Origin of the sequence: Paracoccus sediminis (genome assembly GCF_900188295.1) — a bacterium.
In the GTDB taxonomy this organism is placed as follows: domain Bacteria; phylum Pseudomonadota; class Alphaproteobacteria; order Rhodobacterales; family Rhodobacteraceae; genus Paracoccus; species Paracoccus sediminis.
In genome coordinates this window covers 69577-95917 of the sequence record NZ_FZNM01000004.1, presented here as the reverse complement: position 1 = coordinate 95917, position 26341 = coordinate 69577, and the positions used below count along the sequence as shown (strand labels likewise).

The window sequence follows — 26341 nt, the reverse complement described above, 5'->3', positions numbered from 1 at the left end:
CCGTGGCGGCTGTTGTTCCGCCCACGACCCCCGGCCTTTGCGATTGATAAACAGAAAGTTGGAAACCCGATGGCCGCGGCGCGGTTCTGACGATGTGGCCCGTCCAGCCGCTGCCACCCCACATCCAGGAAACGAGACCAGATGCCCGATGACCCCAGACAGGACGCGCAGACGCCGCCGATGCCGGGGAATGCCGCGATCCCCGTCCCCGGCAAAAGGCCGATGACGTGAGGGACAGGGACGGGGCGGCGCATCGCTGGGGCGGGGAATGGGCGGACGGGGCCTGGACCGCGCGCCTGTGGGCGCCGGACGCGCGCGATGTCGCCTTGGTCCACGGCGATCAGACCCGTCCGATGATGCGGCAGGACGACGGATTCTGGTCGGCCACGATCACGGCCCGGCCCGGCGATCGTTACCTGTTCCGCGTCGATGGCCGGGATATGCCCGATCCCGCCAGCCGGTTGCAGAACGGTGATGTCCATGCGCATTCGGTCGTTCCGGGGCCGTCGGATTTCCCGTGGCAGACCCGGTGGGCGGGCCGGGACTGGGCCGAGGCTGCGATCTATGAACTGCACGTCGGCACATTCACCCCCGACGGCACCCTGGCGGCGGCGGCCGAAAAGCTGGCGGGGCTGGCCGATCTGGGCGTCACCGCGGTCGAGTTGATGCCCGTCGGCCAATGGCCGGGCGACCGGGGATGGGGTTATGACGGTGTGCTGCCGTTTGCGCTGCATCCCGCGTATGGCCGGCCCGACGACCTGCGCCGGTTTGTGGACCGGGCGCATTCGCTGGGCCTGATGGTGATTCTGGATCTGGTGATGAATCATTTTGGCCCGGACGGAGCCTGGATCCATCACGCCGCCCCGCGATTCTTCGACGAATCCCGCCACACCCCCTGGGGCGCTGCCATCGATTTCGCGCAGCCCGAGGTTCGGGAATTCTGGATCCAGTGCGCGGAATACTGGCTGACGGAATACCGGCTGGACGGGCTGCGGCTGGATGCGGTCCACCAGATCACCGGACCGGGGGCGGATGATTTTCTGCGCCTGTTCGCCAACCGGATCCACCAAGCCGATCCATCCCGCGCGATCCACCTGATCGTCGAGGATGAGCGCAATGACCCCGACCTGCGCGAACAGGGCTTTGATTCTGCCTGGAACGACGACTTCCATCATGCGGTCCATTGCCTGCTGACGGGGGAATCCGACGGGTATTATGCCAGCTTCGCCGATGATCCCTTTGGCGATCTGTGCCTGGCCCTGCAAAACGGCCATGTCGAGGAAGGCCAGGCCCGTCCCGCCCGCGACACGCCGCGCGGCCGGTCCTGTGCGCATCTGCCCCCGACCGCCTTCGTCAACGCGACCCAGACCCACGATCAGGTGGGAAACCGCGCCCAGGGCGAACGGCTGCTGTCCCTGGCCGATCCCGACGGGGTGCGTGTGGCCTTTGCCCTGCTGCTGACCGCGCCCTTTGTTCCGATGATCTTCATGGGCGAGGAACGCGGCGCCACATCGCCATTCCTGTTCTTCGTCGATTTTCAGGGCGACCTGGGCGAGGCGGTGCGCCATGGCCGCGCCAGGGAGTTTGCGGGGATCGCCAGCATGGGATCCCGTGTGCCGGACCCTTTGTCGCCGGAAACCTTTGCCCGGTCGAAACTTGTCTGGCAGGACGATCAGGCCACCCGAACCTGGCGGGATCTCACGCGCCGGGCGCTGATGTTCCGCGCGCAGCATGTGGTGCCCCTGCTGAAATCCGGGCGCCGCGCCCCGGCCAGCGTCGTCCGCCACGGGGCCGCATCGCTGTCGGCGGAATGGCCGTTCCACGGCGGCGCCTTGAACCTGTGGCTGAGCCTGGGGCAGGTTGCGCCGGACCTGAAAGCGCCGCAGGATGCGGCATTCCGTGTCGACCGCGTCGGCCTTGATCCTTTTGCCATTTCCGTTACCGCAAGGTCCAGATGACCCAGGATATTCCCAGCGCGACCTATCGAATCCAGATGCGCGACGGCGTGGACTTTGCCACGGTCACGAACCACCTGCCCTATCTTGCCGGGCTGGGCGTGTCGCATCTGTATCTGTCGCCGATCTTTCTGGCGGGAACGGGATCCACGCACGGCTATGACATCCTGGATCCCACCCGGATCGACCCGGTGCTGGGCGGCGATGCGGGGTTCCGCGCCATGGCGCGGGCCGCGCGGGACGCGGGGCTGGGGATCATTCTGGACATCGTGCCGAACCACACGGCCTTCACGCTGGAAAATCCCTGGCTGATGGACGTGCTGAAACGGGGCCGCGCCAGCCCTTATGCGCGCCATTTCGACATCGACTGGGACGCCGGCCCCCTGGTCCTGCCCTTTTTGCCCGAACCGTTCGAAAAATTGCTGTCCGACGGCGCCTTTCATGCGTCGGACGGCCAGTGGCGGTTCGGCGATATGGCGGTGCCGCTGGCCCAGGACAGCCCGGCCACCGACGACCTGCGCGCCCTGCACGATGCCCAGCACTGGCGTCTGGTCCATTCCGACCTGGAACGCGATGGCATCACGCACCGACGGTTCTTCAACGTCACCAGCCTGATCGGGATGCGTGTCGAGGACCGGGCGATTTTCGAGGATACCCATTGCCTGATCTTCGATCTGGTCCGGTCCGGGCTGGTGCAGGGGCTGCGGGTGGACCATATCGACGGTCTGGCCGATCCCGAAACCTATCTGCGATGGCTGCGCGACGAACTGCCGGGCACCCCGGTCTGGGTGGAAAAGATCCTGGTGGGCAACGAAACCCTTGCCCCCGAATGGGCCACGGTCGGCACCACCGGATACGAGGCCGCGCGCCTGCTGTCCCGGCTGTTCACCGACCCCCAGGGGATCGAGACGCTGGACGCGATGTGGCGCGACGCCACCGGCATCGCCACCGATTTCCGCGACGAACTGCGCCAGGCCAAGCTGGACGTGCTGGACAACGAACTGGCCGCGGAACGCCGCCAGTTACGCGACATGGCAACCGCCGCGACGCAGGGATCGACCGCCGCCGAACCCGGCCCGGAATCCCTGCGCGAGGCAATCACCGCCCTGCTGGTGGCGACCCCGCGCTATCGCAGCTATGTCACCGATTCCGCCCGCCCCGAGGATCGCGACCTGTTGCGCGCCATGGCCGACGAGGCCGCGCAGGGGTTGCGAAGCCGCGCGGTCCTGGACCTGTTGGTCGATCTGATGCTGGATCCGCGGACCGATGCGGCCCGGACCTTTGTCACCCGTTTCCAACAGGTGTCGGGCGCCTTGCTGGCCAAGGCGCAAGAGGATACGGCGGGCTTTCGCTGGACCCGCTATCTGGCCGCGAACGAGGTGGGCGCGGAACCCGACGAGCCGACCGTCACGGCCGATCAGGCCAATGCCTTCCTGACCCGCCGCAGACCCTCTGACATGACGCTGGTTTCGACCCACGATACCAAGCGTTCGGGCGATTCCCGAATGCGGCTGGTTGCGGTCAGCCATCGCCCGGACGCCTTCATGGCGCTGTGCCTGGCGGCGGGCCGACTGCCATCGGCACGGGATGTCGAACCCCGGTGGCGGTGGTATATCGTCCAGTCGGCCCTGGCGGTCTGGGACGATCCCGCCGATCCGCCATCGGACAGGCTGGAACGGCACATCGAAAAGGCCATACGCGAAGCCAAGCTGACCAGTTTCTGGACGAACCCGGATGATGCCGTGGAATCCGCGGCCAAGCAGTTCGCCCGCGACCTGTTGGCCCAGTGGGCGGACGGTCCCGACCCGACGCTGCAAGCCCTGCTGCACCGGGGCGAGGCCCTGATCCGCGCACAACTGGCGTTTCAGATGCTGATGCCGGGGTTTCCCGACATCTATCGGGGCGACGAAGGGGGTTTGCTGGCCCTGACCGATCCCGACAATCGCCTGGCCGTCGATTGGGATGACCTGTCGTCCCGTTCCGATGGCGGCGACAAGCTGTCCTGGACGCGGCGGCTTTTGGCGATGCGAACGACGCAGGGCGATTTCCTGCGCGACGCCGACGCCTCGGTACAGATCGGCCGCGGTCGGATCCGGCTGATCCGCAGGCTGGACGACCGTTGGATGATGGCGGAATTTTCCGAAACGCCCTCTGCACCCGTTGCGGATTTTCTTGACAGATCCTTTGCGGATGGCAGCCATGTGCGCATCACGCCCTGCCCGGTGTCGGGGCCGGATAATTTTCGGTGACATGTCGGAACAATCCGACGCCCTGTCTGTTGCGGGGACAGGCTGGCGTCATGCGGACCTGCATTCCCATGCGGGGATCGCCCGGTGATCGACCCGCGACCCCACAGGACCGGCACAAGGCACCCCAATGTCGCCCGATCAAGGAAAATCCATGCGCGATCTGAAAGACACCTGCTCCTTTGACCTGTCCGTCAACCGCCCCGACATCCTGGGGGCAGAGTTTCTGGGCGAAGGCACCAATTTCGCGCTGTATTCCGATCATGCCACGCGGGTCGAACTGTGCCTGTTCGACGACACCGGCCAACGGGAACTGCACCGCATCGACCTGCCCGACATGGAGGGGGGAATCTGGTTCGGATACCTGCCCGGCATCGAACCGGGCCAGGTCTATGGCTATCGCGTTCACGGACCCTATGCGCCCGAACAGGGCCATCGATTCAATCCCAACAAGCTGCTGCTGGACCCCTATGCCCGCGAACTGCGCGGCCAGATCCGCTGGGACGACGCGCTGCATGGCTATGAGGTCGGGCAGGACGACCTGACCTTCGACACACGCGACAGCGCGCAGTTCATGCCCAAGTCTGTGGTGGTCGATGCCAAGTTCGATTGGGACACCGACCGTGCGATCCGCACCCCGTGGCAGAACAGCCTTGTCTATGAAGCCCATGTGAAGGGGCTGACGCAGCTGCATCCCGGCGTGCCCGACGCCGATCGCGGCACATTCAGAGGTCTTGGCAGCGACGCAGTGATCGAACATCTGCACAAGATCGGCATCACCGCCATCGAACTGCTGCCGATCCACGCCTTTGCCAACGACCGCTATCTGGTGGAAAAGAACCTGTCGAACTATTGGGGCTATTCCACCCTGTCCTTTTTCGCCCCCCATGCCCCCTACCTGAAATCCGGCCAGATCCGCGAGGTCAAGGAGGCGATCCGCAAACTGCACAAGGCGGGGATCGAGGTGATCCTGGATGTGGTGTTCAACCATACCGCCGAGGGAAACGAGCTTGGGCAGACCATGTCGTTCCGAGGCATCGACAACGCGTCCTATTACCTGCTGTCGCCCGACAATCCGCGCCACAGCTTCGACACCACCGGCACCGGCAACACGCTGAACGTCGCCCATCCGATGGTGCTGCGCATGGTGATGGACAGCCTGCGGTATTGGGTCGAGGCGATGCATGTGGACGGGTTCCGCTTCGACCTTGCCTCGACCCTGGGGCGCGAGACGCAGGGGTTCGAACGGGACGGATCGTTCTTCAACGCCATCCGGCAAGATCCGGTGCTGTCGGGCGTCAAACTGATCGCGGAACCCTGGGACATCGGCGAGGGCGGTTATCAGGTCGGCGGCTATCGCTGGCCGTTCCGCGAATGGAACGACAAGTTCCGCGACGACACGCGCGCCTTCTGGCGTCGCGATCCGGGGCTGGCGCCCGCCCTGTCGGAACGCCTGTCGGGATCGCCGGTGCAATTCAACCACAGTCATCGTCCCGCGACCAGTTCCGTGAACTTTGTCGCGGCCCACGACGGCTTCACCTTGTGGGATACGGTCAGCTTCAACGACAAGCACAACGACGCGAACGGAGAGGACAACCGCGACGGCCACGACCACAACCTGTCCGACAACCTGGGGGCCGAGGGCGCCAGCGACGATCCGGGCATCGTGGCCGCCCGCGTCCGCCGCGTCCGCGCCATGCTGGCAACCGTCCTGCTGAGCCAGGGCGTGCCGATGATCCTTGCAGGCGACGAATTCGGCAACAGTCAGGACGGCAACAACAACGCCTATTGTCAGGACAACGCGATCAGCTGGCTGGATTGGGACACGGCGCGCGATGACGTTCTGGCCGCCGTCCAGGCGATCAGCGCCTTTCGTCAGGACGTGTCGCTGCCGCAATCGCGTTTCGGCGCTGACCCGGAGGATGCTGCGGACCGCCAGCCCGTCTTTGCCTGGCTTCATCCGCGCGGCGGCGCGATGCAGGATGGCGACTGGCAGGATACGGAACTGCGCTGTTTCGGGCTGCATCAGGTCTTGCCCGGCGGTCGGAATGTCCTGATTGTCGTGAACGCGGGCGAAGACGCGGAATTTGCCCTGCCCGAGGGCGAATGGAGACTGCGCATCGACACTTCGGCGGATACGGTGGCGCAGGACAGCGTTGCGGGCGGCACGGTGACGGTGCCATGGCAGACCGTCATCGCGTTGACCCGGTGACGGAATCCGAGATTGTCGTCAGAGGAGGAAAGCATGAACGATCAGGAACGCATCAAGCAGCGCGCCCACGAGATCTGGGAAAGCGAAGGCCGCCCCGAAGGACGCGAGGCCGAGCATTGGTCGCGCGCCGAGGAGGAACTGCGGTCGCAGTCGGGGGGCGGAAAACCGGATGCAGGGGACCAGTCGCCCGAACTGGAACAGACCGTCGCGCCGGCCGAGGCAATGGCCGCTGCCCCAAAGAAGCGCACCCGCAAGGCCAAGACCGCGCCGACGCCTTATCTCAACGACGGGCCGTAACCGGCGCTGCGTCTCCGCCCGGCCATCCGGGCGGGGACGTCACTTCTGGGCGGCCATCGCCTTGTCCAGTTCGGGCAGAAAGCGGTTGGTGTAATCCTCGCGCACCAGGGGACCGGCAAAGCGATACAGGATCGTGCCGTCGCCATCGACGATAAAGGTCTCGGGCGGGGCCGTGACGCCCCAGTCGATTGCGGTCCGTCCCTTGGGATCGGTTCCCACCGCCGCAAAGGGATCGCCGTCCTGTTCCAGGAACGCCAGGGCATTCGCTTCGATGTCGCGCAGATCGATGCCATAGACCGGTATCCGTTTGGACAGTTCGGTCAGCGTCGGATGTTCCGCACGGCACGGCGGGCACCAGCTTGCCCAAAAGTTGACGAGCTTGACCCCCGGCTGCCTCAGCATCTCGTCGGTCAGTTGCGTCTTGCCCGGCAGGGTCGTCTGCGGCACGGCCGGGGCCTGCCGCCCCACCATCGCCGAGGGCAGCGCGCCCGGATCGTCGCGCCCCATCCCCCACAGGAACATCCCCGCCACGGCGGCAAATGCCAGGGGCGGCAGCACGACAAGCGGTGAAATCCTAGCCATTCTTTTCCTGCCTTTCCAAATTCCGGCGCGCGCATCTGTTGGCTGCCAGCGTTTGCCAGATCAGCCCCGCCAGCAGCGCCAACGAAACGCCGTATGCCCCCAGCACGGCGCCCGCGTATTTGCCCAGATCGATCATGCCCGCATTTCTCTTGCCTGCAAGGCGGCCAGGCGGCGCTTGCGAATCTCGGTTCGGGTGCGGACCAGCAGCAGCGCCAGAAACAGCAGCCCGAACCCCAGCATCGTCAGATACAGGGGATAGCGATAGACCGCGCTCATCCGTTCGCCGGACTGAACCGACAGGCTGGCGCCCTGGTGCAGCCCCTGGTTCCAGAACAGCACCGCATAGCGCGACAGCAGCGCAAAGACCGACCCCACGAGGCACAGCACGGCGGTCAGGTCGGCGGCGCTGTCGGGATCCTCGATGGCCGACCACAGCGCGATATAGCCGATATAGAACAGCAGCAGAATCAGGAAACTGGTCAGGCGCGGATCCCATTCCCACCATGTTCCCCACATCGGCTGGCCCCAGACGGCGCCGGTTATCAGGCCGATCACGGTCATTACCGCGCCGATGGGGGCGGCGGCCTTGGCGGCAAGCGCGCTGACATGATGGCGGCGGACCAGCCAGATCAGGCTGGCCACCAGCATCATCACCCAGATGTTGATCGCCATCATCGCGGCTGGGACGTGCAGGAACACGATCTTGACCGTCGATCCCTGCCGGTAATCGTCGGACGTCAGGAACCCCCAGACCAGCCCCGTGACCGTGCAGATCGCGGCCCCCGCCACGACCCAGGGCAGGATTGCGCCCGACGTGCGCATGAACTTGACGGGGTTGGCGTATTCCCAGATCGACATGATGCGTTCCTAGCGTCGGCTTGGACCCGGCTCAAGCCCGGCTCAGCGAAGATTGATCCGCAGGGCGGCGGCTGCGGCAAAAGGGATCAGCGCCAGCGTGCCCGCCGTGATGCCCGCCAGGAACAGCAGGGGCGTGGCGATGGACCCGCCCTCCTGCCCGCGCCGGATCATCTCGGTCCCGAAGATCAGGGTCGGGATGTACAGCGGCAGCACCAGCAGCGACAACAGCAGCCCGCCGCGCCGCAGACCGACGGTGACGGCCGCGCCGAACGCGCCCAGCATCGACAATGCAGGCGTGCCCAGCAGCAGCGATACGATCAGCGCCGGGATCGCCGCGCCCGGCAGGTGCAGCAGGATGCCGAACAGCGGCGCCGCGACGATCAGCGGCAGGCCGGTGGTGATCCAGTGCGCCAGGGCCTTGACCGCCACCGCCCCTTCCAGCGGCAGGGGGGATGTCGCCAGCAGGTCCAGGCTGCCATCCTCGTGGTCCAGGGCAAAGATGCGGTCCAGCGACAGCAGGCAGGCCAGCAGCGCGCCCAGCCACAGGATGCCCGGCGCGATGGGTCGCAGGGCGCCGCTGTCGGGACCGACGCCGAACGGGACAAGCGCGCACAGGATCAGGAAGAACGCGACCCCCAAGCCGAAGCCGCCCCCCGCGCGGACGGCCAGCCGCAGGTCGCGCTTCAACAGGGCGATCATGCAAAGGCCTCGTTGAAACCCGCCGGGCGGGCGGCGCGGTCGGCTTTCGCGCGAAAGGCGGTCAGGTCCAGCACCTGCGCGTCAAGGCCGAGGTCGATATGGGTGGCGATCAGCGCCGCGCCGCCGCCCGCCAGATGTCCGCGCACCATGGCGGCAAAGCGCAGGACCGATGCGGTGTCCAGCGACACGGTGGGTTCGTCCAGAACCCACAGCGGACGCCGCGCGACCAGCAGCCGCGCCAGCCCCAGCCGCCGCTTCTGCCCCGCCGACAGGGCGGCAGCCGGACGGTCGGCCAGCGGGACCAGATCCATGGCGGACAGGGCGGTGTCCATGCCGCCACCGCCAAAGACCCGGGCCCAGAAGGACAGGTTCTCGGCCACGGTCAGCGCCCCTTTCACCCCGTCGGCATGGGCGGCATAGGCCACCGCGTCGTCGGCCATGTCGATCCGGCCCGCGACGGGCCGCTGAAGCCCCGCGATCGCGCGCAGCAGCGTGGTCTTGCCGATGCCGTTCGGGCCGCGCAGGATCAGCGCCTGCCCCGGATCAAGCGTGAAGGATACCCCTTCGACCGTCCGCAGTCCGCCCCGCGCCACGGCAAGGCCCTGGACGGACAGCAGCGTCACAGCGGCAAAAGGGCGCAGGCGACGCGGCGGCCTTCGGACAGCGTGACGTTATAGGTCCGCGCGGCGGTGGGCGATGCCATCGCCTCGACCGCGACGCCAGCGTCGCGCAGGGCGGCCACCAGATCGGCGGGGGCATGGGCGATGCTGGCGCCCAGGCCCAGGAACAGCACGTCCACCTGCCCCGCCAAGGCCATCAGCGCCGCACGATCATCCAGCCCGCCCCAGGCCGCCGCGCCCGCCGCGGTCACGACCACCGGTCCCTGGAAGACCGTTCCGCCGACCCGGAAGAAACCGGGACCATAGCCGTCCACGGCCGCCGCCCCCCCGAAATCGGTGGGTTTCATCGTCATCAGGGACGTTCCGCGTTTTCAAAAGGCGATGCGGCCAGCTTGGGATCCTTTTTCGACCAGTCGCGTTTGACGCCCAGCCACAGCACGATGTTCTTGGCGACATAGATCGTGGAATAGCAGCCGACGATCACCCCGAACAGCATCGCAATCACGAAATCGCGGATCACGTCGCCGCCAAAGATCAGCATTGCCGTCAGCGCGATCGCGGTGGTCACGGCGGTCATGATGGTGCGCGACAGGGTTTCGTTGGTGGTCAGGTTCATCAGGTCGATCAAGGGCCGCGTCTTGTACTTCATCAGGTTTTCGCGCAGCCGGTCGAAGACCACCACCGTGTCGTTGCACGAAAAGCCCAGCGTGGTCAGCAGCGCCGCGATGGTGGTCAGGTCGAATTTCAACTGGAACAGCGAAAACAGCCCGACCGTCAGCAGCACGTCGTGGATCAGCGACACCACCGCGCCGATGGAGAACTGCCATTCGAAGCGCAGCCAGATATAAGCCATGATCCCCAGGCAGGCCGCGCCCACGGCATAGAACGCCGTCTGGATCAGTTCCGCCGAAACCTTTGGCCCGACCGATTCCACGGCGGCAAAGGTGATCTCCGGGTCCACCTGTTGCAGCGCGGCCTCGATCCGGTTCAACTCCTCGGGCGTGACGGATCCGGTTTCGTCGGTGGTGCCGATGCGGATCATCGCGACATTGCGGTCGGCGCCGAAACTGGGATCGAACACCTCGGTGATGGCCAGGTCGCTGAAACCCAGGTCGCTCAGCGCGTTCCGGTAATCGCCGACCTCGAAGGCGGTGGGGCTTTCGGTGCGGATCGTCGTGCCGCCCTTGAAGTCGATGCCGAAGTTCAGCCCCACGGTGAAGATCAGGATGACCGAGGCCAGCATCGCCGCCATGGATGTGCCAAAGGTCAGCCATTGCCAGCGGAAAAAGTCGATGCGGGTGTGGTCGGGGACAAGTTTCAGACGGAATGCCATGGTGTCGGTCCCCTTACAGGATCAGTTCTTTGGGCTTGCGCCATTCCAGCCACAACACGATCATCAGCCGCGTCAGGAACAGCGCCGTGAAGACCGAGGTGACAAGCCCGATGGTCAGCGTCACCGCAAAGCCCTTGACCGGGCCGGACCCCAGAAAGAACATCACCGCCGCCGCGATGAAGGACGTGACATTGGCGTCGATGATAGCGCTCATCGCCTCGTTGAAGCCGTCGCTGATGGCCTTGGCGACACGTTTGCCCGCGCGCAATTCCTCGCGGATGCGTTCATAGATGATGACGTTGGCATCGACCGCCGTGCCCACGGTCAGCACGATCCCGGCGATGCCCGGCAGGGTCAGCGTGGCGCCCATCACCGACATGACCGACAGGATCAGGATCACGTTCAGGATCACGGATATCGAGGCGAAGGCCCCGAACAGCCCATAGCTGGCGATCATGTAGGCCACCACGGCGGCCGTTGCGATGACCGACGACACACGGCCTGCGTCGATGCTGTCCTGGCCCAATTCGGGGCCGATGGTGCGTTCTTCCAGAAAATCCAGTTGCGCGGGCAGCGCGCCCGCCCGCAGCAGCACGGCCAGCCGGTTCGCGCCGTCGAAATCCATGGACCCAGAAATCTGGCCCGTTCCGCCGGGAATCGCCGATCGGATCACCGGAGCCGAAATCACCTGATCGTCCAGAACGATGGCGAAGGGCTGGCCGATGTTGGCGCTGGTATAGGCGCCGAACTTGCGCGCGCCGGACGGATTGAAGGTGAAATCGACGGCGGGCTGGCCGTTCGGATCGGTCCCCGGCATCGCGTTGGTCAGTTCCTCGCCAGTGACGACCGGGTTTTCGTCCAAGGTATAAAACACACCGTCCTGATCGGCGGACGGCAGCACCAGCTGCCCCACACCGGGCCGGGCCTGCGGCGCGGTGCCGGTCGCCACGACGGAATTGAACGTCAGCTTGGCGGTGGTGCCGATCAGGGCCTTCAATTCCTCGGCGGAACCGATACCGGGCACCTGGATCAGGATACGATCAGCGCCCTGGCGCACGATGGTCGGTTCGCGGGTGCCGACCTCATCGACGCGGCGGCGGATGATTTCCACGCTTTGCTGGACGGTCCGGTCGTCGGTCACGGCCTTTTCGGCATCCGACAGCTGGACGGTGATGGCATTGCCGGCCTGCTGGATCGCCAGGCTTTGCTGTCCCGCCCCGGTCAGCGAGGTCACAGGCGTCGAAAAGCCGCGCACGATCTCGACCGCGCGGGCGATGTTTGCGGCGTTTTCGATCTCGATCCGCAGCGTCCCCTCGGGCGAGGGCGTCCGGCGGATCGCGCCCAGCGTCGCGCGTTCGTCGGCAAGCGCGCGGCGCAGTTCAGGCCACAGCGCATCCATGCGGGCCTTGTGAACCTCGGCCACGCGCACCTCTCCCAGCAGGTGGGCGCCGCCGCGCAGGTCCAGGCCAAGCGCCACGACGGACGACGGCAGCCAGGACGGCCAGCCGTCGCGGGCGGCGGCCAGTTCGGGGGTTTCGACCCCGGTGCGCTCGATCTCGGCCACGGCATCGTTATGGGATTCCACGGTGCCATAGAACAGGTTGGGCACGGCAAAGCCGATGCCGATGATGCACAGCCCGATAATCAGGATGCGTTTCCAGCGGTCGATTTGCAGCATCTTTGCCGAAGCCCTTGTTCGTTATGAGGATTGGCGCGCGGTCAGCCGTTCGCCGCGACCGGCTCGGTCCGGCTGATGACCTGGGACACGGTGCTGCGCACGACGCGCACACGAACACCGGTCGCGATCTCGACCTCCAGTTCGTCGTCGCGGACGCTGGACACCTTGCCGATGATGCCGCCCTGGGTGATGACCTGATCGCCCTTCTTCAGCGCCGAGACCATTTCCTTGTGCTGTTTCACCCGCTTTTGCTGCGGGCGGATCATCAGGAAATACATGATCGCGAAGATCAGGATCAGCGGAATGAACTGCGCAAAGGCGGCACCGGCACCGGCGCTGCCTGCGGCCTGCGCATAGGCGGGGGTTACGAACATGGATTATCCTTTTTCGGCTGTCACGGCGGCGGACCCCGCCCGAATTGGCGCGCAACCTATCGCCGCTGTCCCTTCTTGGCAAGAAAGGCCGGGCAGCGGCGGCCGCGCGAACAGCATCGTGAACGTCAGCGCCCCACGGGCTGCGCGCGTTCGACCAGCCGGGCCAGGAAACTGGCCCCGATCGGCGCGATCTCGTCGTTGAAATCATAGGCCGGGTGATGGACGCTGGCCGTGTCGCCCTGGCCGATGAACAGATAGCAGCCGGGCCGGGCGTTCAGCATATAGCTGAAATCCTCGGCCCCCATTTCCCGCCCGGCGTCGCCCTGGACGTTGGCCCGTCCCACGATCTCGGATGCGACCGTGACGGCGAAGGCGGTTTGGCCGGGATCGTTCACCGTGGCGGGATAGCCTTCGGTGTAATCCAGCCGGATCGCCACGTCATAGGCCGCGCCTTGACCCTCGCAGATCTGCGTCATCCGGCGGCGCACCATGTCGCGGACATGGGGTTCGAAGGTCCGCACCGTGCCGCAGGCATAGGCGGTGTCGGGCACGATGTTGTCGGCGCTGCCGGCATGGATCTGGGTGACGGACAGGGCCAGATCCTCCAGGGCGTAATGATTGCGGCTGGAGATCGTCTGGATGGCGTTGACCACCGCCACGGCGGCGACGACGGGATCGGCGGTCAGGTGCGGCATGGCCGCATGTCCCCCCCGGCCCTGGACGTGGATCTCGAATGTATCGACCGCAGCCATGATCGGGCCGGGCGCGGTGTTCATCCGGCCCACGGGCAGGCCGGGACTGTTGTGCATGGCAAAGACCCGCTCGATGGCGAAACGGTCCATCAACCCGTCGCGCACCATCGCCTCGCCGCCGCCGCCGTTCTCCTCGGCCGGCTGGAAGATCAGCGCGACGCGGCCTGCAAAGTTGCGCGTTTCGGCCAGATAGCGCGCGGCACCCAGCAGCATGGCGGTATGTCCGTCATGCCCGCAGGCATGCATCCGGCCCGGCACCGTGGATGCGTGGTCCAGGCCCGTCGCCTCGTTCATCGGCAGCGCATCCATGTCCGCGCGCAGCCCGATGGTCGGACCCGGCCCCTGCCCTTCGATGATCGCCACAAGCCCTGATTGGCCGATGGCGTCATGGATTTCATCCACGCCGAAGGCGCGCAGCCGGTCGGCCACGAAGGCGGCAGTCTGATAGCAGTCGAAGCCCAGTTCGGGATGCCGGTGCAGGTGGCGGCGCCATGCGGTCATGTCGTCCGAAAATTCGGCAATGCGGTTCAGGACGGGCATGGTGGACTAACTTTCTTGACTGTGGCAATGGCCGATGACGACAGAGCCCGAGGGGGACATTGCAATGACCGACCCAGACCGCCGCGACGCCGGGGCCGAGATCACCCGCCTGATCGACATCATGGCTCAACTGCGCGACCCCGCATCGGGTTGCCCGTGGGACATCGAACAGGATTTCGCCTCGATCGCGCCCTATACCATCGAGGAAGCGCACGAGGTCGCCGACGCCATCGGCCGGCGGGCCTGGGACGAACTGCCCGGCGAATTGGGCGACCTGCTGTTGCAAGTGGTGTTTCATGCGCAGATGGCCGACGAAAGGGATATGTTCGACTTCGCCGACTGCGCGGCGGCGATTTCCGACAAGCTGGTGTTTCGCCATCCCCATGTGTTCGGCAACGAGTCCCGCGACAAGTCGGCCGAACAGCAGGTCAAGGATTGGGAGGCGATCAAGGCCACCGAACGCGCGCACAAGGCCGAAGACGGCACGCTGGACGGGGTGGCGATGGGCCTGCCCGCGCTGACCCGCGCGATCAAGCTGCAAAACCGGGCCGCCCGCGTGGGTTTCGACTGGCCCAGCGCGGCCGAGGTTCTGGACAAGATCGCTGAGGAAACGGCCGAGCTGGTCGAGGCGCGCGACAGCCTGGATGCGGATGCGCTGGAGGAGGAGTTCGGCGACCTGCTGTTCGTGATGGCGAACCTGGCCCGGCATCTGAAGATTGACCCCGAAGGGGCGTTGCGCCGCGCGAATGCGAAGTTCACCCGAAGGTTCGGCGTCGTCGAGGCGTCGCTGGCCGCGCAGGGACGCCGACCCGAGGACAGCGATCTGGCCGAAATGGACCGGCTGTGGAATCAGGCAAAGCTGGCAGAGAAGGCCGCCGAATAAGGGGGTCGCGTCTTTGGCCCCGCGGGCCTCGTCCCAGGATACTGACGTGACGACGATGCCCTAGGCGGCGATCCGTGTGACCTGGTGCAGGGCCGCGTCGTAAACCTCGATCCCGCCTTTCGGGGCGCCCTCGGACAAGGTGCGCTTCCAGTCCCGCGCGCCCGGCATTCCGTGAAACAGGCCCAGCATGTGCCGCGTGATCTGGTGCAGACGCCCCCCCGCTGCCAGATGCGCGACGATGGCGGGACGCATCGCCTGGGCCACCTGATCGGGGCGGTCGAACGGGGGCGCATCGCCCCACAGCCGGTCGGCCCCGCCCAGGATGTTCCAGGGCTGATGATAGGCCGCGCGCCCGACCATCGCCCCATCTAGGACCCGCAAATGGCCGCGCACGGCATCCAGGCTGGGAATGCCGCCGTTGACCGACAGGTGAAGGTCGGGAAACGCCTGCTTCATCCGGTGGACCAGCGGGTAATCCAGCGGCGGAATGTCGCGGTTTTCGCGCGGGCTCAGCCCTTGCAGCCAGGCCTTGCGCGCATGGATCGCGACACGCCGCACGCCAGCCCCGCGCAGGGTTTCCAGAAAGGCCGGCAGCACGTCTTCGGGTATCTGGTCATCGACGCCGATCCGGCACTTCACCGTGACCTCGACCGGGCTGGCGGCAATCATCCGCCCAACGCATTCCGCAACCAGGCGGGGCGTCTTCATCAGCACCGCTCCGAAGCAGCCCGACTGCACCCGGTCGCTGGGACAGCCGACGTTCAGGTTGATCTCGGCGTAACCCCATCCGGATGCAATCCGGGTCGCCGCCTCGAGTTCGGCCGGGTCGGATCCGCCCAGTTGCAGGGCCACGGGCTGTTCGGCGGGATCAAAGTCCAGCAGCCTGCGCCGGTCGCCATGGACGATCGCGGGGGCCGTGACCATTTCCGTGTACAGCAGCGCGCGCCGCGACATCAGCCGATGGAAGATCCGGCAATGCCGGTCCGTCCAGTCCATCATGGGCGCGACCGAAAGGGTGGCGGCATCCCGGACCGCGGGGGCGACCGGTGCTGGCGGCAAAGCGTGGACCATGGCGGTTCCGGTTGGCATCGGGCGCAGGCACCGGAAATCGCGTCCGTTTTCGACCAGCCCGCTGTGGATATGGTGGGTGATAACGGATTTGAACCGCTGACATCTTCGATGTGAACGAAGCGCTCTACCGCTGAGCTAATCACCCGTGGGGGCAGCGTCTAACAGGCGCGACGGATGATCGCAAGGGCGAATCGCGGCGTCTAGTCGCCGACGAAAGGCTGGGACGACTGGCGGATGCTGGCGGGCCTGCGGCGCAATCTCAGGGTGATGATCTCTCCTCCGCGCTGATCGTGTTCCAGATTGATCCTGGCACGGCCGAGCGGCGGCACCGCAAGCGTCTCGCCCGCCGAAAGGGCCTTGCCCAACTGGGCCAGCGTCGCCTCGATGATGGGACGGGCATCCGCCTTTTTCGCGCCGCTGGCCGCGACGACCCGGTCGACGAAATCCTTTTTCTGAAGAACATGAGCCGGTTGAGGATTGCGGGCAGCCGACGGTTCCCCGCCCTCGGGGTCGGTCCTTTTAATCATCACACACACTCCTGTTAACCAAAACACACGAGCCAGCGTGAGGCTGATTTGACCCAAGGTCAACAATAATTGTTAACGATCAGGGCCATTCGCGAAACAACCGGACAAAGGCGCCACGCATCCGACGATTGCGTGGCGCGTTCCGATCAACGGTCGCCCTTGCGGGGCTTGCCGCCCCTTGCAGGGGCCGCGAACTTGCCGCGGTCCTTGGCGCCGGCCGGTTTTCCGGGCTTGGCGCGAAAACCGCCGGGCTTGTCGGGCCGTGCGCCATCGCGTTCGGGCCTGGCCTGCTTGGCGGCACGCTCCTCGGCCGTCCAGCGGGGCTTCTTGACCTTGGCAGGGGCCTGGTCCTGCGTTTCGGCGCGTGGCGCGGGCGTCTTGCGATCCCCGTCGGCCCTGTCGCGCGGGGGGCGGCGTTCACCGGACGGCGGCGCCCGGTCCAGGTCGGGTTCGCCCTCTATCCGCTGCATGGTCAGGTCGGGTTCCAGTTCCATCCGCTGGCCGAACCGGCCCGCTTGGGCTGCGGCGATCTGGACAAAGGTTTCGTCCTGGCGGACGCGGATGGCGCCGATGGCGTCGCGGGTGATGCCGCCGCCCTCGCAGATCTTGGGCAAAAGCCAGCGGGCCTCGGCCCGGCCGGTGTGGCCTACGGACAGTCGGAACCACACGGCCTCGCCAAAGGGCGGGCGTTCGCGGGCGGCCGCCGGGGCGCGGTCCTGCACGACGGTCAGTTCCTCGGGCGCGGGCCGTTCGGCGCGCCACAGGCTGACGAAGGCTTGCGCCAGACGCTCGGCGCCAAAGCGGTCCAGCAGGCTGGCCGCCAGCGCGGCGTCGTCGTCCGACGCCGATTGCAGGGCGGGATGTTCCAGCATCCGGGTGTCGTCCCGGGCGCGAACGTCATCGGCGGACGGGGCCGGACCCCATTCCGCGTCCACGCGCGCGCGCTTCAGCAGCATCTGCGCCTTGCGCACCTCGGACGGCAGCACGATCAGGGCCGAAATTCCCTTGGCCCCGGCCCGGCCCGTCCGGCCCGACCGATGCAGAAGGGTATCGGGATTGGTGGGCAGGTCGGCGTGGATCACCAGTTCCAGCCCCGGCAGGTCGATGCCGCGCGCGGCCACGTCGGTCGCCACGCAGACCTGCGCGCGGCCATCGCGCAGGGCTTGCAGCGCATGGGTGCGTTCCTGCTGGCTCAGTTCGCCCGACAAGGCGACGGCCTTGAAGCCGCGATTGGCCATGCGCGCCAGCAGATAGCCGACATTCGCCCGCGTCTTGCAGAAGATGATCGCGGTCTGCGCCTCGTGCAGGCGCAGGATGTTGAAGATCGCGGGTTCGCGGTCGCGGGCCGCGACGTTGAAGGCGCGGTATTCGATGTCGCCGTGCTGGCGCGATTCGCCCTGCGCCACGATCCGCCTGGCGTCACGCTGGAACGTGCCCGCCAAATGTTCGATAGCGGGCGGCACGGTGGCCGAGAACATCAGCGTGCGGCGTTCGGCGGGGGCGGCTTGCAGGATGAATTCCAGATCGTCGCGGAAACCCAGATCCAGCATCTCGTCCGCTTCGTCCAGGACCGCCACGCGCAGGCCCGACAAATCCAGCGATCCGCGTTCGATGTGGTCGCGCAGGCGGCCCGGCGTCCCGACGACGATATGGGCGCCGCGGTCCAGGGCGCGGCGTTCGTTGCGGTAATCCATGCCGCCGACGCAGGTGGCGATGCGGGCGCCCGCATGCGCGTAAAGCCAGCCCAGTTCGGCCGCGACCTGAAGCGCCAGCTCACGCGTCGGCGCGATGGCAAGGCCCAGGGGCGCGGACGCATCGGGCAGCGTGTCGCCATCCAGCAGCTGCGGCGCGATGGCAAGTCCGAAGGCCACGGTCTTGCCCGATCCGGTCTGCGCCGAAACCAGCATGTCGCGCCCTTCGGCGTCGCTTTCCAGAACCGCTTGCTGCACTGAAGTCAGGCTGGCATAGCCCTTGGCCGCCAGGGCCGCGGCCAGGGGCGCGGCTATTGTTTTGTCTGTCATGAACGTCGCCGGAATGGGGGTGCGAAACACCCGTGTGAAGGCACCGCGATCCTTGCGACAGACAACTCCCCTTGGTCCGCCGCCCCGGAAATCCGAAGCCGAAGGGGCGGCTTTTAGGAAAACAGGCGGCGAAAGTCAAAGGAGTATGAGCCAGATCGGACAATGACCCGGCGTCAACCCATGCCCAGCGCGGCCTTGTACATTTCCAGGATCGCCTCCTCCTCGGCGATGTCGTCGCGGTCGCGTTTGCGCAGGGCGACGATCTTCTTCATCACTTTGGTGTCGTAGCCGCGGGCTTTGGCCTCGGACATGACCTCTTTCTGGCGTTCGGCGATGTCCTTCTTTTCAGCTTCCAGCTGCTCGTATTGTTCGATGAACTGGCGCAATTCGTCGGCTGCAACGCTGTAGGCCTGATCGTCCATCATGGGATTCGTCCTTCCGCTTGATCTGTCGGTCCTTGCCGGCACCTGTTAGGCGGTCTTGCCGCAGGGCGCAATCGCCGCTAGGGCGCATGGGGATATGAGGCTGACACGGTGGCGGGGATGATCCGATGACGGTTTTCGAGGGGCTGATCTGGAGCGGGGCCGCACTGACGCTGGCGGGGGTGGCGGCTCTGATCTGGTGCATTGCGGCGGTTTTCCGCGCGCGCAAGGCGAGTCTGGACGATGCAGCCTTGCGCGACCGGATGCGCGGGGTGATGGCGGTGAACATGGCCGCCCTCGGGGCGTCGATGATCGGACTTTTGCTGGTCATCACCGGGATCATGCTGGGCTGATGCGCGCGCTTGTCCAACGGGTCACCGAAGCGTCGGTCGAGGTGGACGGCCGCGTGACCGGCAGCACCGGGCCGGGGCTTCTGGTGCTGGTCTGCGCGATGGCGGGCGACGACGCCGCCGCTGCGGACAAGCTGGCCGTCCGTGTGGCCAAGCTGCGCATCTTCCGCGACGCTCAGGGCCGGATGAACCAATCCCTGCTGGACACGGCCGGCGGCGCCCTGGTCGTCAGCCAGTTCACGCTGGCCGCCGATACCCGCACCGGCAACCGCCCCGGATTTTCGTCGGCCGCAGCGCCTGAGGAGGGGCGGCGGCTGTATGAGCATTTTGCCGCCAGCCTGTCAGCGCAGGGCATCGCCGTCGAAACCGGCCGCTTTGGCGCCGACATGGCGGTGCGGCTGGTCAATGACGGGCCGGTGACGATCTGGCTGGACAGCGCGGATCGCGCTAGAGGATGAAGTCGGCGGCGCCCAGGCGGACGGCGTCATCCACCCAGATCTCGAAATCGGCGGTCTTGTTTCCGTTCACATCGCCCCGGACCACGACCCCCTCCGCGTGTCTGACATACCACACCGAATACGCCGCCGCCGTGGTCCCGGCGAAGGCAAAGACCTGATTGCCGCCGCGCCCGGCATGGGCGTCGATCAAGGACAGGTCGATGTCGTCCTGACCCGCCCGGAACTGCATCACGCCGTCGCGCTGCGGCCCCACCGCCGTTTCGGCGGCTCTGCGGAAAACGAAGACATCCCGCGATGCATCGGTGCCGCCGAACAACCGATCCCGACCCGTTCCGCCGTCCAGGAGGTCGGTTCCGTTTCTGCCGTCCAGGATGTCGCTGCCGGTCGTTCCGGCAAGGCGGTCAGCCCCGTCCCCGCCCACCAGGCGATCATGGCCCGATCCGCCGCTCAGGATGTCATTTCCGGCGCCCCCGATCAGGGTGTCGCTGCCACCGTTGCCCCACATCCTGTCATGGCCCGAAAAGCCTTCGAAGCGATCATTGAAGGCGCTGAGACCGACTGTGTCGTCGCCGGACATGATGGCGGAAAACACCGCGCGGTCATCGGAATTGCCATAGGTCAGCGCCGCATTGTAAAGCCGTGCCGCCGGGATCGAGAAATTCTGGATCGAGATGATTTCCGGTCCGTCATAGAACGTCTCGACGATCCCGGTCACGGTTCCCCCCACCACGTCGCCCCATGCGTCGAAGCCAAGCCCGCTGCCGCCGATGCCCAGAACAAGATCGTCATAGCCATCGTATCCGTTAATCAGATACACATCCTGGTATGCCTTTTCGCCAAACCGGAAATAGACGTTGTCGTAAGGGAATTCCTCATAGAAATTCCGCACATAGAAATTGAGATCGAGCGAAAGGCTATCGACCTGATGACTGGCCTTGACGGTTGCCATGACGATTTTCCATCAAAAAGGAACTGGTGACTGAGGGCAGGGATGGCCCTGTTCCATTGTCGCAGCGTCAGAAACATCCTGCCAAGTCAAATCTTAATCGTCGTTAACGACGCTTTTGGGGACGATCGCGCTTGACTTGCACGTCACGATGCCTCATGTGGTGCCAGTCGATGCCTGCTGCCGCGTGAGCAGCCGCGTGTTCCGCCCAAGGCCCGGCACTTCATTCCAGTTTCCCATTCACGCGGGGAGGCTTGCGGGCATCCTCGTATCACGCCCGCATCCCTGCTGATCGCCGCGCATCGCCGCGGCCATTGCCTTGCGTCCGATACGGGGGACGCGCGGCACGAAAGTTTTTATGGAACAGACCACCACCCGCCGCCCCGCGCGCGGCCAGAAGCCCCGCCCCCGCAACCTGCCCAATTTCGACACGAACGAAGGCCGCCGGGCGCCCGCCCGCGATCCGCTGCCGACCGGCCCCTTTGCCGACATGGGCATCGACCACCGCATCAACGCCAATGTCGCGGCGATGGGCCTGACCAAACCGACGCCGATCCAGGCCGAGGCGATCCCGGCGGTCGTCAAAGGCCGCGACGTGCTGGGCCTGGCGCAGACCGGCACCGGCAAGACGGCGGCCTTCGGCCTGCCGATGCTGACCCGGCTCATCAATTTCGGCAAGAAGCCCGATCCCCGGACCTGCCGGGCGCTGATCCTGGCGCCGACCCGCGAACTGGCGACCCAGATCGCCACCAACATCGACGCCTATGCCGAAGGCACGCCCATCCGGTCGTTCCGCGTCGTCGGCGGCGCATCCATCAACGTGCAGACCGAACGGCTGTCGCGCGGCGTCGACGTGCTGATTGCCACGCCGGGCCGGCTGATGGACCTGATCGAGCGGCGGGCCATCAGCCTGGAGGCCACCACCTATCTGGTGCTGGACGAGGCCGACCAGATGCTGGACATCGGCTTTATCCATACCCTGCGCAAGATCGCGCGGATGCTGCCCAAGGATCGCCAGACGCTGCTGTTTTCGGCCACCATGCCGAAACTGATGGAGGAACTGGCCGACACCTATCTGACCGATCCGGTGCGCGTGGCCGTGAACCCTCCGGGTCAGGCCGCCAAGCAGATCGACCAGGGCGTCCATTTCGTCACCCAGGGCGACAAGGCAACGCTGCTGGCGGAATACCTGTCCAAGCACGCGGGCGAGCTGGCGATGGTCTTTGGCCGCACCAAGCACGGCTGCGAAAAGCTGTCCAAGCTGCTGGAAAAATGGGGTTTCGCGGTCGCCGCGATCCATGGCAACAAGTCGCAGGGCCAGCGGGAACGGGCTTTGGATGCGTTCCGCAAGGGGCAGACTCAGGTGCTGGTGGCGACCGACGTGGCCGCCCGCGGCCTGGACATCCCCGAGGTCGCGCATGTCTATAACTATGACCTGCCGAACGTGCCGGAAAACTATGTCCACCGGATTGGCCGCACCGCGCGCGCGGGCCGCGACGGCCGCGCCGTGGCCTTGTGCGCCCCGGCCGAGGTCGGCGAACTGCGCGCCATTGAAAAGGCCATGAAGGCCGCGATCCCGGTCATCGGCGGGGACGTTCCGGTTGGCCCGATCCCCTCGGTCCGGCCGCAGGGCGGGCGCGGTCAGGGAATGGGCAAGCCGATGGGGGCAGGCGCCAACAAGCGCCCGGCGCGGCGCCCGTCGCGTCAGCCGAAAAGCCGGCAGGCGTAACGCCGGGGGGTAAAGGCCGGGGCGCTTCGCCCCCGGACCCCCGAGGATATTTGGATGAAGAAGACGCCGCAGGGATTGTCCTTGCGGCTTTTTTTGCGACCCTTGATGCTGCCCGATCCCGGCGCTATCTGGCGGCATGGCCAAGCTGTATTTCCATTATTCCACGATGAATGCGGGCAAGAGCACGCTGTTGTTGCAAGCATCCTATAACTATCGCGAACGGGGAATGGGGACGCTGCTGCTGACGGCGGCGCTTGACAGCCGCGCGGGCCATGGCCGCATCGCCAGCCGCATCGGCATCGGCGACGACGCGCTGACCTTTGACGCGGACACCGACATGTTCGCGCTGATCCGGGATCGCGGCGACGACTGCGCCTGCGTCTTCGTGGACGAGGCGCAATTCCTGACCCCGGCGCAGGTCTGGCAACTGGCCCGCGTGGCCGACGACCTGCGGATCCCGGTGATGTGCTATGGCCTGCGCGTCGATTTCCGGGGCGCGCTGTTTCCGGGATCGGCCGCCCTGCTGGCCTTGGCCGACGACCTGCGCGAGGTGCGCACCATCTGCCATTGCGGGCGCAAGGCGACCATGGTGATCCGCAGGGACACGGATGGCCACGCGATCACCGAAGGCGCGCAGGTCCAGGTGGGCGGCAACGAAACCTATGTCTCGCTGTGCCGCCGCCACTGGCGCGAGGCTGTGGGCGATTGACCATCAATTCTCGCGGAAGCTGTGTCGCCCGCGTTGCGACAGGTGGGGCCTTGCTGTAACCATCGGCCCCAAACAGGCAAAGGATTCCCCATGCGCACCTTTTTGCTGCGGCTTCTTGCCCTTCTTTCGCTGGCCGCCCCGGTGCAGGCGTTCGAGACGACGGCGAACTCGGCCTGGGTTTATGACGTCAACACCTCGACGGTGCTAATGGCGAAGAATGCCAATGCGCCGATTCCGCCCGCGTCGATGTCCAAGCTGATGACCCTGTACATGGTGTTCGAGGCCTTGGAGAACGGCCGCCTGAAACTGACCGACACGCTGCCCGTGTCCACAAAGGCGTGGCAGATGGGCGGGTCCAAGATGTTCGTGGAACCGCGCGACACGCCGACCGTGGAACAGCTCATCAAGGGCGTGATCGTTCTGTCGGGCAACGACGCCTGTGTCGTGCTGGCGGAAGGGCTGGCCGGGACCGAGGAGGCCTTTGCCCGGCAGATGACCGAACGCGCGAAGAGGCTGGGGCTGAAGCAATCGGTCTTCAAGAACTCGACCGGGTGGCCCGCCGAAGGCCACGTCATGTCGGCCGAGGATCTGGGAATTCTGGCCATGCGCCTGATCCAGGATTTCCCGCAGTATTACGGCGACTTTGCGTTGACCGAATTCCGCTATATGGACCGGGTGCCGTCCAACCGATTCAACCGCAATCCGATCCTGGGGCTGGGGATCGGCGCCGACGGGCTGAAGACCGGCCACACGCAAGAGGCGGGCTATGGCCTAGTCGGATCGGCCGTGCAGAACGGGCGGCGCGTGATCTTTGTCGTGAGCGGCTTGCAGTCCGAGATGGCGCGGGCCGAGGAATCGGAGCGCATCGTCAACTGGGCTTTCCGGCAGTTCAGCATGGAAACCCTGGTCCCCCCAGGCGACACGGTGCTCGAGGCTCCGGTCTGGCTGGGCACGAAATCGCGCGTGGGCCTGACCACCAGGGACGGGGTGAACGTGCTGATCCCCGCCGGTTCCCAAGATCAGGTCAGGGTCGAGGCGGTCTATGATGCTCCGATCCCCGCCCCCATCGCCAGGGGCGACCAGATCGGACGTCTTGTCGTCACTGTTCCCGGCGCGCAAGAGGCTGTCATCCCCCTGCTGGCCGCAGAGGACGTTCCCGAGACGGGCTTTGCCGGACGCATGAAGGGCGCCGTGCTGCGCCTGGGCAGCAAAGCGGTCGAGGCCGCAGGCCTTTAGATGTTCATCAGCTTTGAAGGGATCGACGGCTGCGGCAAGTCCACGCAGGCCCGCCTGCTGGCCGACGCCCTGCGCGCCGAGGGGCGCGAGGTCGTCCTGACCCGCGAACCGGGCGGCAGTCCGGGGGCCGAGGAGATCCGCCGCCTGCTGGTCGAGGGCGCGGGCGAACGCTGGTCGGCGGAAACCGAATGCTTGCTGTTCACCGCCGCCCGCCGCGATCACCTGGAACGCACCATCCGTCCTGCGCTGGATGCGGGCAAGACCGTCATCACCGACCGTTTCGCGGATTCGACCCGCGTCTATCAGGGGGCCGCGCGGGGCGATCTACGAGAAATCGTGGACCAACTGCACAACTTGATGATCGGGATCGAACCGACACGAACATTTGTCATTGATGTCCCCTTGTCCGACGCAGCGAAGCGGCTTCTTCAGCGCGCCTCTAGCGCATTTGCTGCGGCAGCGTCTGCGGCCGCAGCCGCTGCCGCAGCAGCAGAAAGCGTCGCGGAAGCCGCAGAATTTGCTGCCTCTGCCGCAGGACATGCTGCTGAATCCGCACGCTATGCGGAAATGGCAAAAGTAGAACTTGAAGATCGCTTCGAGTCTTTGGGGGCACAGTTTCAGAAGCTATTGCAATCTGGATTCAGAGCATTAGCCGATGAAAACCCTGAACGAATAACCCTGATCGACGGCAGAGGCGGCGAAGGCGATGTGGCCGCCCGCATCCGGGCCGCGCTGTGAAGACCGAACTGGACGACATTCCCGAACCCGACCGCGTTCCGGGCGCGCCCCATCCGCGCCACACGGACCGCGTGATCGGGCAGGACAGCGCCATCGACGAATTCACCGGTGCTGCGCAGGGCGGGCGGCTGCATCATGCCTGGCTGCTGACCGGGCCGCGCGGGGTGGGCAAGGCCACGCTGGCCTGGGCCATCGCCCGCTGGATGCTGTCGGGCGCGACCGGTCCCTTTGGCGCCACCGACACCCCCGAAGCGCGGCGCGTCAAAGTCCTGTCCGAACCCCGCCTGCACTTGGTCCGCCGCCCCTGGGACGACAAGGCCGGGCGCCTGTCCGCGCAGATCACCGTGGACGAGATCCGCAAGCTCTTGTCGTTCTTTCACCTGTCGGCGTCCGAGGGCGGGCGCCGCGTCGCCATCATCGACGCCGCCGACGACATGAACATCGCCGCCGCCAATGCCCTGCTGAAGATTCTGGAGGAACCGCCCGCCGACGCCCTGATCCTGATTGTCGCGCACCAGCCTGCGGGCCTGCTGCCGACCATCCGGTCGCGCTGCCGCACGCTGCGCCTGTCGCCGCTGAATCCCGCGCGGATGGGCGACGTCTTGGCGCATCTGGGCATCAACGAGGACGCCGAGGCCCTGGCGGCGTTGTCCGACGGTTCCGTGGGCGAGGCCTTGCGACTGGCCGGGCAAGGCGGGCTGGATCGCTATCAGCAGCTTGTGGATCTGATGGCTTCCCTGCCCCGGCTGGACCGCCCGCTTGCCGCCGGTTTTGCCGACGGCGCGGCCGGCCGGCCGGGGGCTGATGGCGACCCCTTCGACCTGACGATGACGGTGCTGGACCGCTTTCTAGCCCGCACCGCCCGCGCGGGGCTGATGGGTCCGCCCCTGCCCCAGGCCGCGCGGGGCGAAGGGGCGCTGCTGGCCCGGATTTCGCCCGATGACGCGGCCGCCCGCGCCTGGGCCGATGCGCAGCCGCGGCTGTCGGGGCGCGCCCGCACAGGCCGGGCGGTCAATCTTGACCCCGCCGCCCTGGTGATGGATATGCTGCTGGAGCTGGCGCATCTGTCGCCCGCGCGATCCGCCCCGCCAGCCAAAGGTTGATC

Annotated in this window: 26 protein-coding genes, 1 tRNA gene and 1 pseudogene; 12 read left to right on the top strand and 16 right to left on the bottom strand. The window is 66.3% G+C overall.

The features are described from left to right. Positions 1-227 precede the first annotated feature (227 nt). The 4 genes from treZ (at position 228) to CHB77_RS08140 (ending at position 6710) form a co-directional block, all read left to right on the top strand. Positions 228-1958, top strand: coding sequence for a malto-oligosyltrehalose trehalohydrolase (gene treZ / locus CHB77_RS08155; protein WP_089387705.1), 1731 nt, complete (start codon positions 228-230; stop codon positions 1956-1958). Then, on the top strand, positions 1955-4204 hold the full coding sequence (treY, locus tag CHB77_RS08150; RefSeq protein WP_089387704.1) for a malto-oligosyltrehalose synthase: 2250 nt from the start codon (positions 1955-1957) through the stop codon (positions 4202-4204). Before treZ ends, treY begins: the two co-directional genes overlap by 4 nt. Positions 4205-4355: 151 nt before the next feature. Continuing rightward, positions 4356-6413: a glycogen debranching protein GlgX gene (glgX, locus tag CHB77_RS08145; protein ID WP_089387844.1), complete on the top strand. Its 2058-nt coding sequence runs from the start codon at positions 4356-4358 to the stop codon at positions 6411-6413. A gap of 33 nt (positions 6414-6446) precedes the next feature. Further along, complete coding sequence (locus tag CHB77_RS08140; protein WP_089387703.1) at positions 6447-6710, top strand: DUF2934 domain-containing protein; 264 nt, start codon at positions 6447-6449, stop codon at positions 6708-6710. A 39-nt stretch (positions 6711-6749) separates the two neighbouring features. Here CHB77_RS08140 and CHB77_RS08135 read toward each other — a convergent pair whose 3' ends face one another. The 10 genes from CHB77_RS08135 to CHB77_RS08090 form a co-directional block, all read right to left on the bottom strand. After that, positions 6750-7292 (bottom strand): DsbE family thiol:disulfide interchange protein, encoded by a 543-nt coding sequence (locus tag CHB77_RS08135; protein ID WP_089387702.1) that lies wholly within the window; start codon positions 7290-7292, stop codon positions 6750-6752. Continuing rightward, complete coding sequence (gene ccmD / locus CHB77_RS08130) at positions 7285-7428, bottom strand: heme exporter protein CcmD (protein ID WP_089387701.1); 144 nt, start codon at positions 7426-7428, stop codon at positions 7285-7287. Before ccmD ends, CHB77_RS08135 begins: the two co-directional genes overlap by 8 nt. Then, positions 7425-8150 (bottom strand): heme ABC transporter permease, encoded by a 726-nt coding sequence (locus tag CHB77_RS08125; protein WP_089387700.1) that lies wholly within the window; start codon positions 8148-8150, stop codon positions 7425-7427. The genes ccmD and CHB77_RS08125 overlap by 4 nt, the downstream gene beginning before the upstream one ends. A 42-nt stretch (positions 8151-8192) precedes the next feature. Next, positions 8193-8849, bottom strand: coding sequence for a heme exporter protein CcmB (gene ccmB, locus CHB77_RS08120; protein WP_089387699.1), 657 nt, complete (start codon positions 8847-8849; stop codon positions 8193-8195). Further along, positions 8846-9472 (bottom strand): heme ABC exporter ATP-binding protein CcmA, encoded by a 627-nt coding sequence (gene ccmA, locus CHB77_RS08115; RefSeq protein WP_089387698.1) that lies wholly within the window; start codon positions 9470-9472, stop codon positions 8846-8848. The genes ccmB and ccmA overlap by 4 nt, the downstream gene beginning before the upstream one ends. After that, on the bottom strand, positions 9469-9822 hold the full coding sequence (locus CHB77_RS08110; RefSeq protein ID WP_089387697.1) for an Mth938-like domain-containing protein: 354 nt from the start codon (positions 9820-9822) through the stop codon (positions 9469-9471). Before CHB77_RS08110 ends, ccmA begins: the two co-directional genes overlap by 4 nt. Continuing rightward, positions 9822-10802, bottom strand: a complete 981-nt coding sequence (gene secF, locus CHB77_RS08105; RefSeq protein ID WP_089387696.1) for a protein translocase subunit SecF — start codon at positions 10800-10802, stop codon at positions 9822-9824. The genes CHB77_RS08110 and secF overlap by 1 nt, the downstream gene beginning before the upstream one ends. A 13-nt stretch (positions 10803-10815) precedes the next feature. After that, a complete protein-coding gene (secD, locus tag CHB77_RS08100) occupies positions 10816-12480 on the bottom strand; it encodes a protein translocase subunit SecD (protein WP_089387695.1) in 1665 nt (554 codons plus the stop codon). A gap of 41 nt (positions 12481-12521) precedes the next feature. Then, entirely contained in the window at positions 12522-12854 is a 333-nt protein-coding gene (gene yajC, locus CHB77_RS08095; RefSeq protein ID WP_089387694.1) for a preprotein translocase subunit YajC, read from the bottom strand. A 125-nt stretch (positions 12855-12979) separates the two neighbouring features. After that, entirely contained in the window at positions 12980-14146 is a 1167-nt protein-coding gene (locus CHB77_RS08090) for a M20 aminoacylase family protein (RefSeq protein WP_089387693.1), read from the bottom strand. A 64-nt stretch (positions 14147-14210) separates the two neighbouring features. On the opposite strand from CHB77_RS08090, the gene mazG reads away from it, so the two are divergent. Continuing rightward, positions 14211-15029: a nucleoside triphosphate pyrophosphohydrolase gene (gene mazG / locus CHB77_RS08085; RefSeq protein WP_089387692.1), complete on the top strand. Its 819-nt coding sequence runs from the start codon at positions 14211-14213 to the stop codon at positions 15027-15029. A 60-nt stretch (positions 15030-15089) separates the two neighbouring features. Here mazG and dusA read toward each other — a convergent pair whose 3' ends face one another. The 5 genes from dusA to CHB77_RS08060 form a co-directional block, all read right to left on the bottom strand. After that, positions 15090-16100, bottom strand: coding sequence for a tRNA dihydrouridine(20/20a) synthase DusA (dusA, locus tag CHB77_RS08080; protein WP_089387843.1), 1011 nt, complete (start codon positions 16098-16100; stop codon positions 15090-15092). Positions 16101-16170: 70 nt separating this feature from the next. Then, positions 16171-16245 (bottom strand) — tRNA-Val (locus CHB77_RS08075). Between the two features lie 55 nt (positions 16246-16300). Continuing rightward, the gene (locus CHB77_RS08070) at positions 16301-16627 is read right to left on the bottom strand and encodes an HU family DNA-binding protein (RefSeq protein ID WP_089387691.1); all 327 of its coding nucleotides are present in this window, start codon (positions 16625-16627) and stop codon (positions 16301-16303) included. Positions 16628-16773: 146 nt separating this feature from the next. Next, on the bottom strand, positions 16774-18648 hold the full coding sequence (locus CHB77_RS08065) for a DEAD/DEAH box helicase (RefSeq protein ID WP_089387842.1): 1875 nt from the start codon (positions 18646-18648) through the stop codon (positions 16774-16776). A gap of 173 nt (positions 18649-18821) precedes the next feature. After that, complete coding sequence (locus tag CHB77_RS08060; protein WP_089387690.1) at positions 18822-19073, bottom strand: DUF2312 domain-containing protein; 252 nt, start codon at positions 19071-19073, stop codon at positions 18822-18824. Between the two features lie 125 nt (positions 19074-19198). On the opposite strand from CHB77_RS08060, the gene CHB77_RS08055 reads away from it, so the two are divergent. Then, positions 19199-19423: a hypothetical protein gene (locus tag CHB77_RS08055; protein WP_089387689.1), complete on the top strand. Its 225-nt coding sequence runs from the start codon at positions 19199-19201 to the stop codon at positions 19421-19423. Then, positions 19423-19878 (top strand): D-aminoacyl-tRNA deacylase, encoded by a 456-nt coding sequence (gene dtd / locus CHB77_RS08050; RefSeq protein ID WP_089387688.1) that lies wholly within the window; start codon positions 19423-19425, stop codon positions 19876-19878. The genes CHB77_RS08055 and dtd overlap by 1 nt, the downstream gene beginning before the upstream one ends. On the opposite strand, the gene CHB77_RS08045 is transcribed toward dtd, so the two are convergent. Continuing rightward, positions 19868-20827, bottom strand: a complete 960-nt coding sequence (locus CHB77_RS08045; RefSeq protein ID WP_089387687.1) for a calcium-binding protein — start codon at positions 20825-20827, stop codon at positions 19868-19870. The genes dtd and CHB77_RS08045 overlap by 11 nt on opposite strands. A gap of 355 nt (positions 20828-21182) precedes the next feature. Between CHB77_RS08045 and CHB77_RS08040 the strand changes: the two genes are divergently transcribed. The 5 genes and pseudogenes from CHB77_RS08040 to CHB77_RS08020 all read left to right on the top strand — a co-directional run bounded on the left by CHB77_RS08040 (position 21183) and on the right by CHB77_RS08020 (position 26339). Further along, positions 21183-22553, top strand: coding sequence for a DEAD/DEAH box helicase (locus CHB77_RS08040; RefSeq protein WP_089387686.1), 1371 nt, complete (start codon positions 21183-21185; stop codon positions 22551-22553). Between the two features lie 136 nt (positions 22554-22689). Then, positions 22690-23262: a thymidine kinase gene (locus tag CHB77_RS08035; RefSeq protein ID WP_089387685.1), complete on the top strand. Its 573-nt coding sequence runs from the start codon at positions 22690-22692 to the stop codon at positions 23260-23262. A gap of 90 nt (positions 23263-23352) precedes the next feature. Next, a complete protein-coding gene (locus CHB77_RS08030; RefSeq protein WP_089387684.1) occupies positions 23353-24498 on the top strand; it encodes a D-alanyl-D-alanine carboxypeptidase family protein in 1146 nt (381 codons plus the stop codon). Beyond that, positions 24499-24939: pseudogene (gene tmk, locus CHB77_RS08025) on the top strand (dTMP kinase); the annotation flags it as partial. 293 nt (positions 24940-25232) lie between these two features. Beyond that, positions 25233-26339, top strand: a complete 1107-nt coding sequence (locus tag CHB77_RS08020; RefSeq protein WP_242626584.1) for a DNA polymerase III subunit delta' — start codon at positions 25233-25235, stop codon at positions 26337-26339. The last annotated feature ends 2 nt before the right edge of the window (positions 26340-26341 follow it).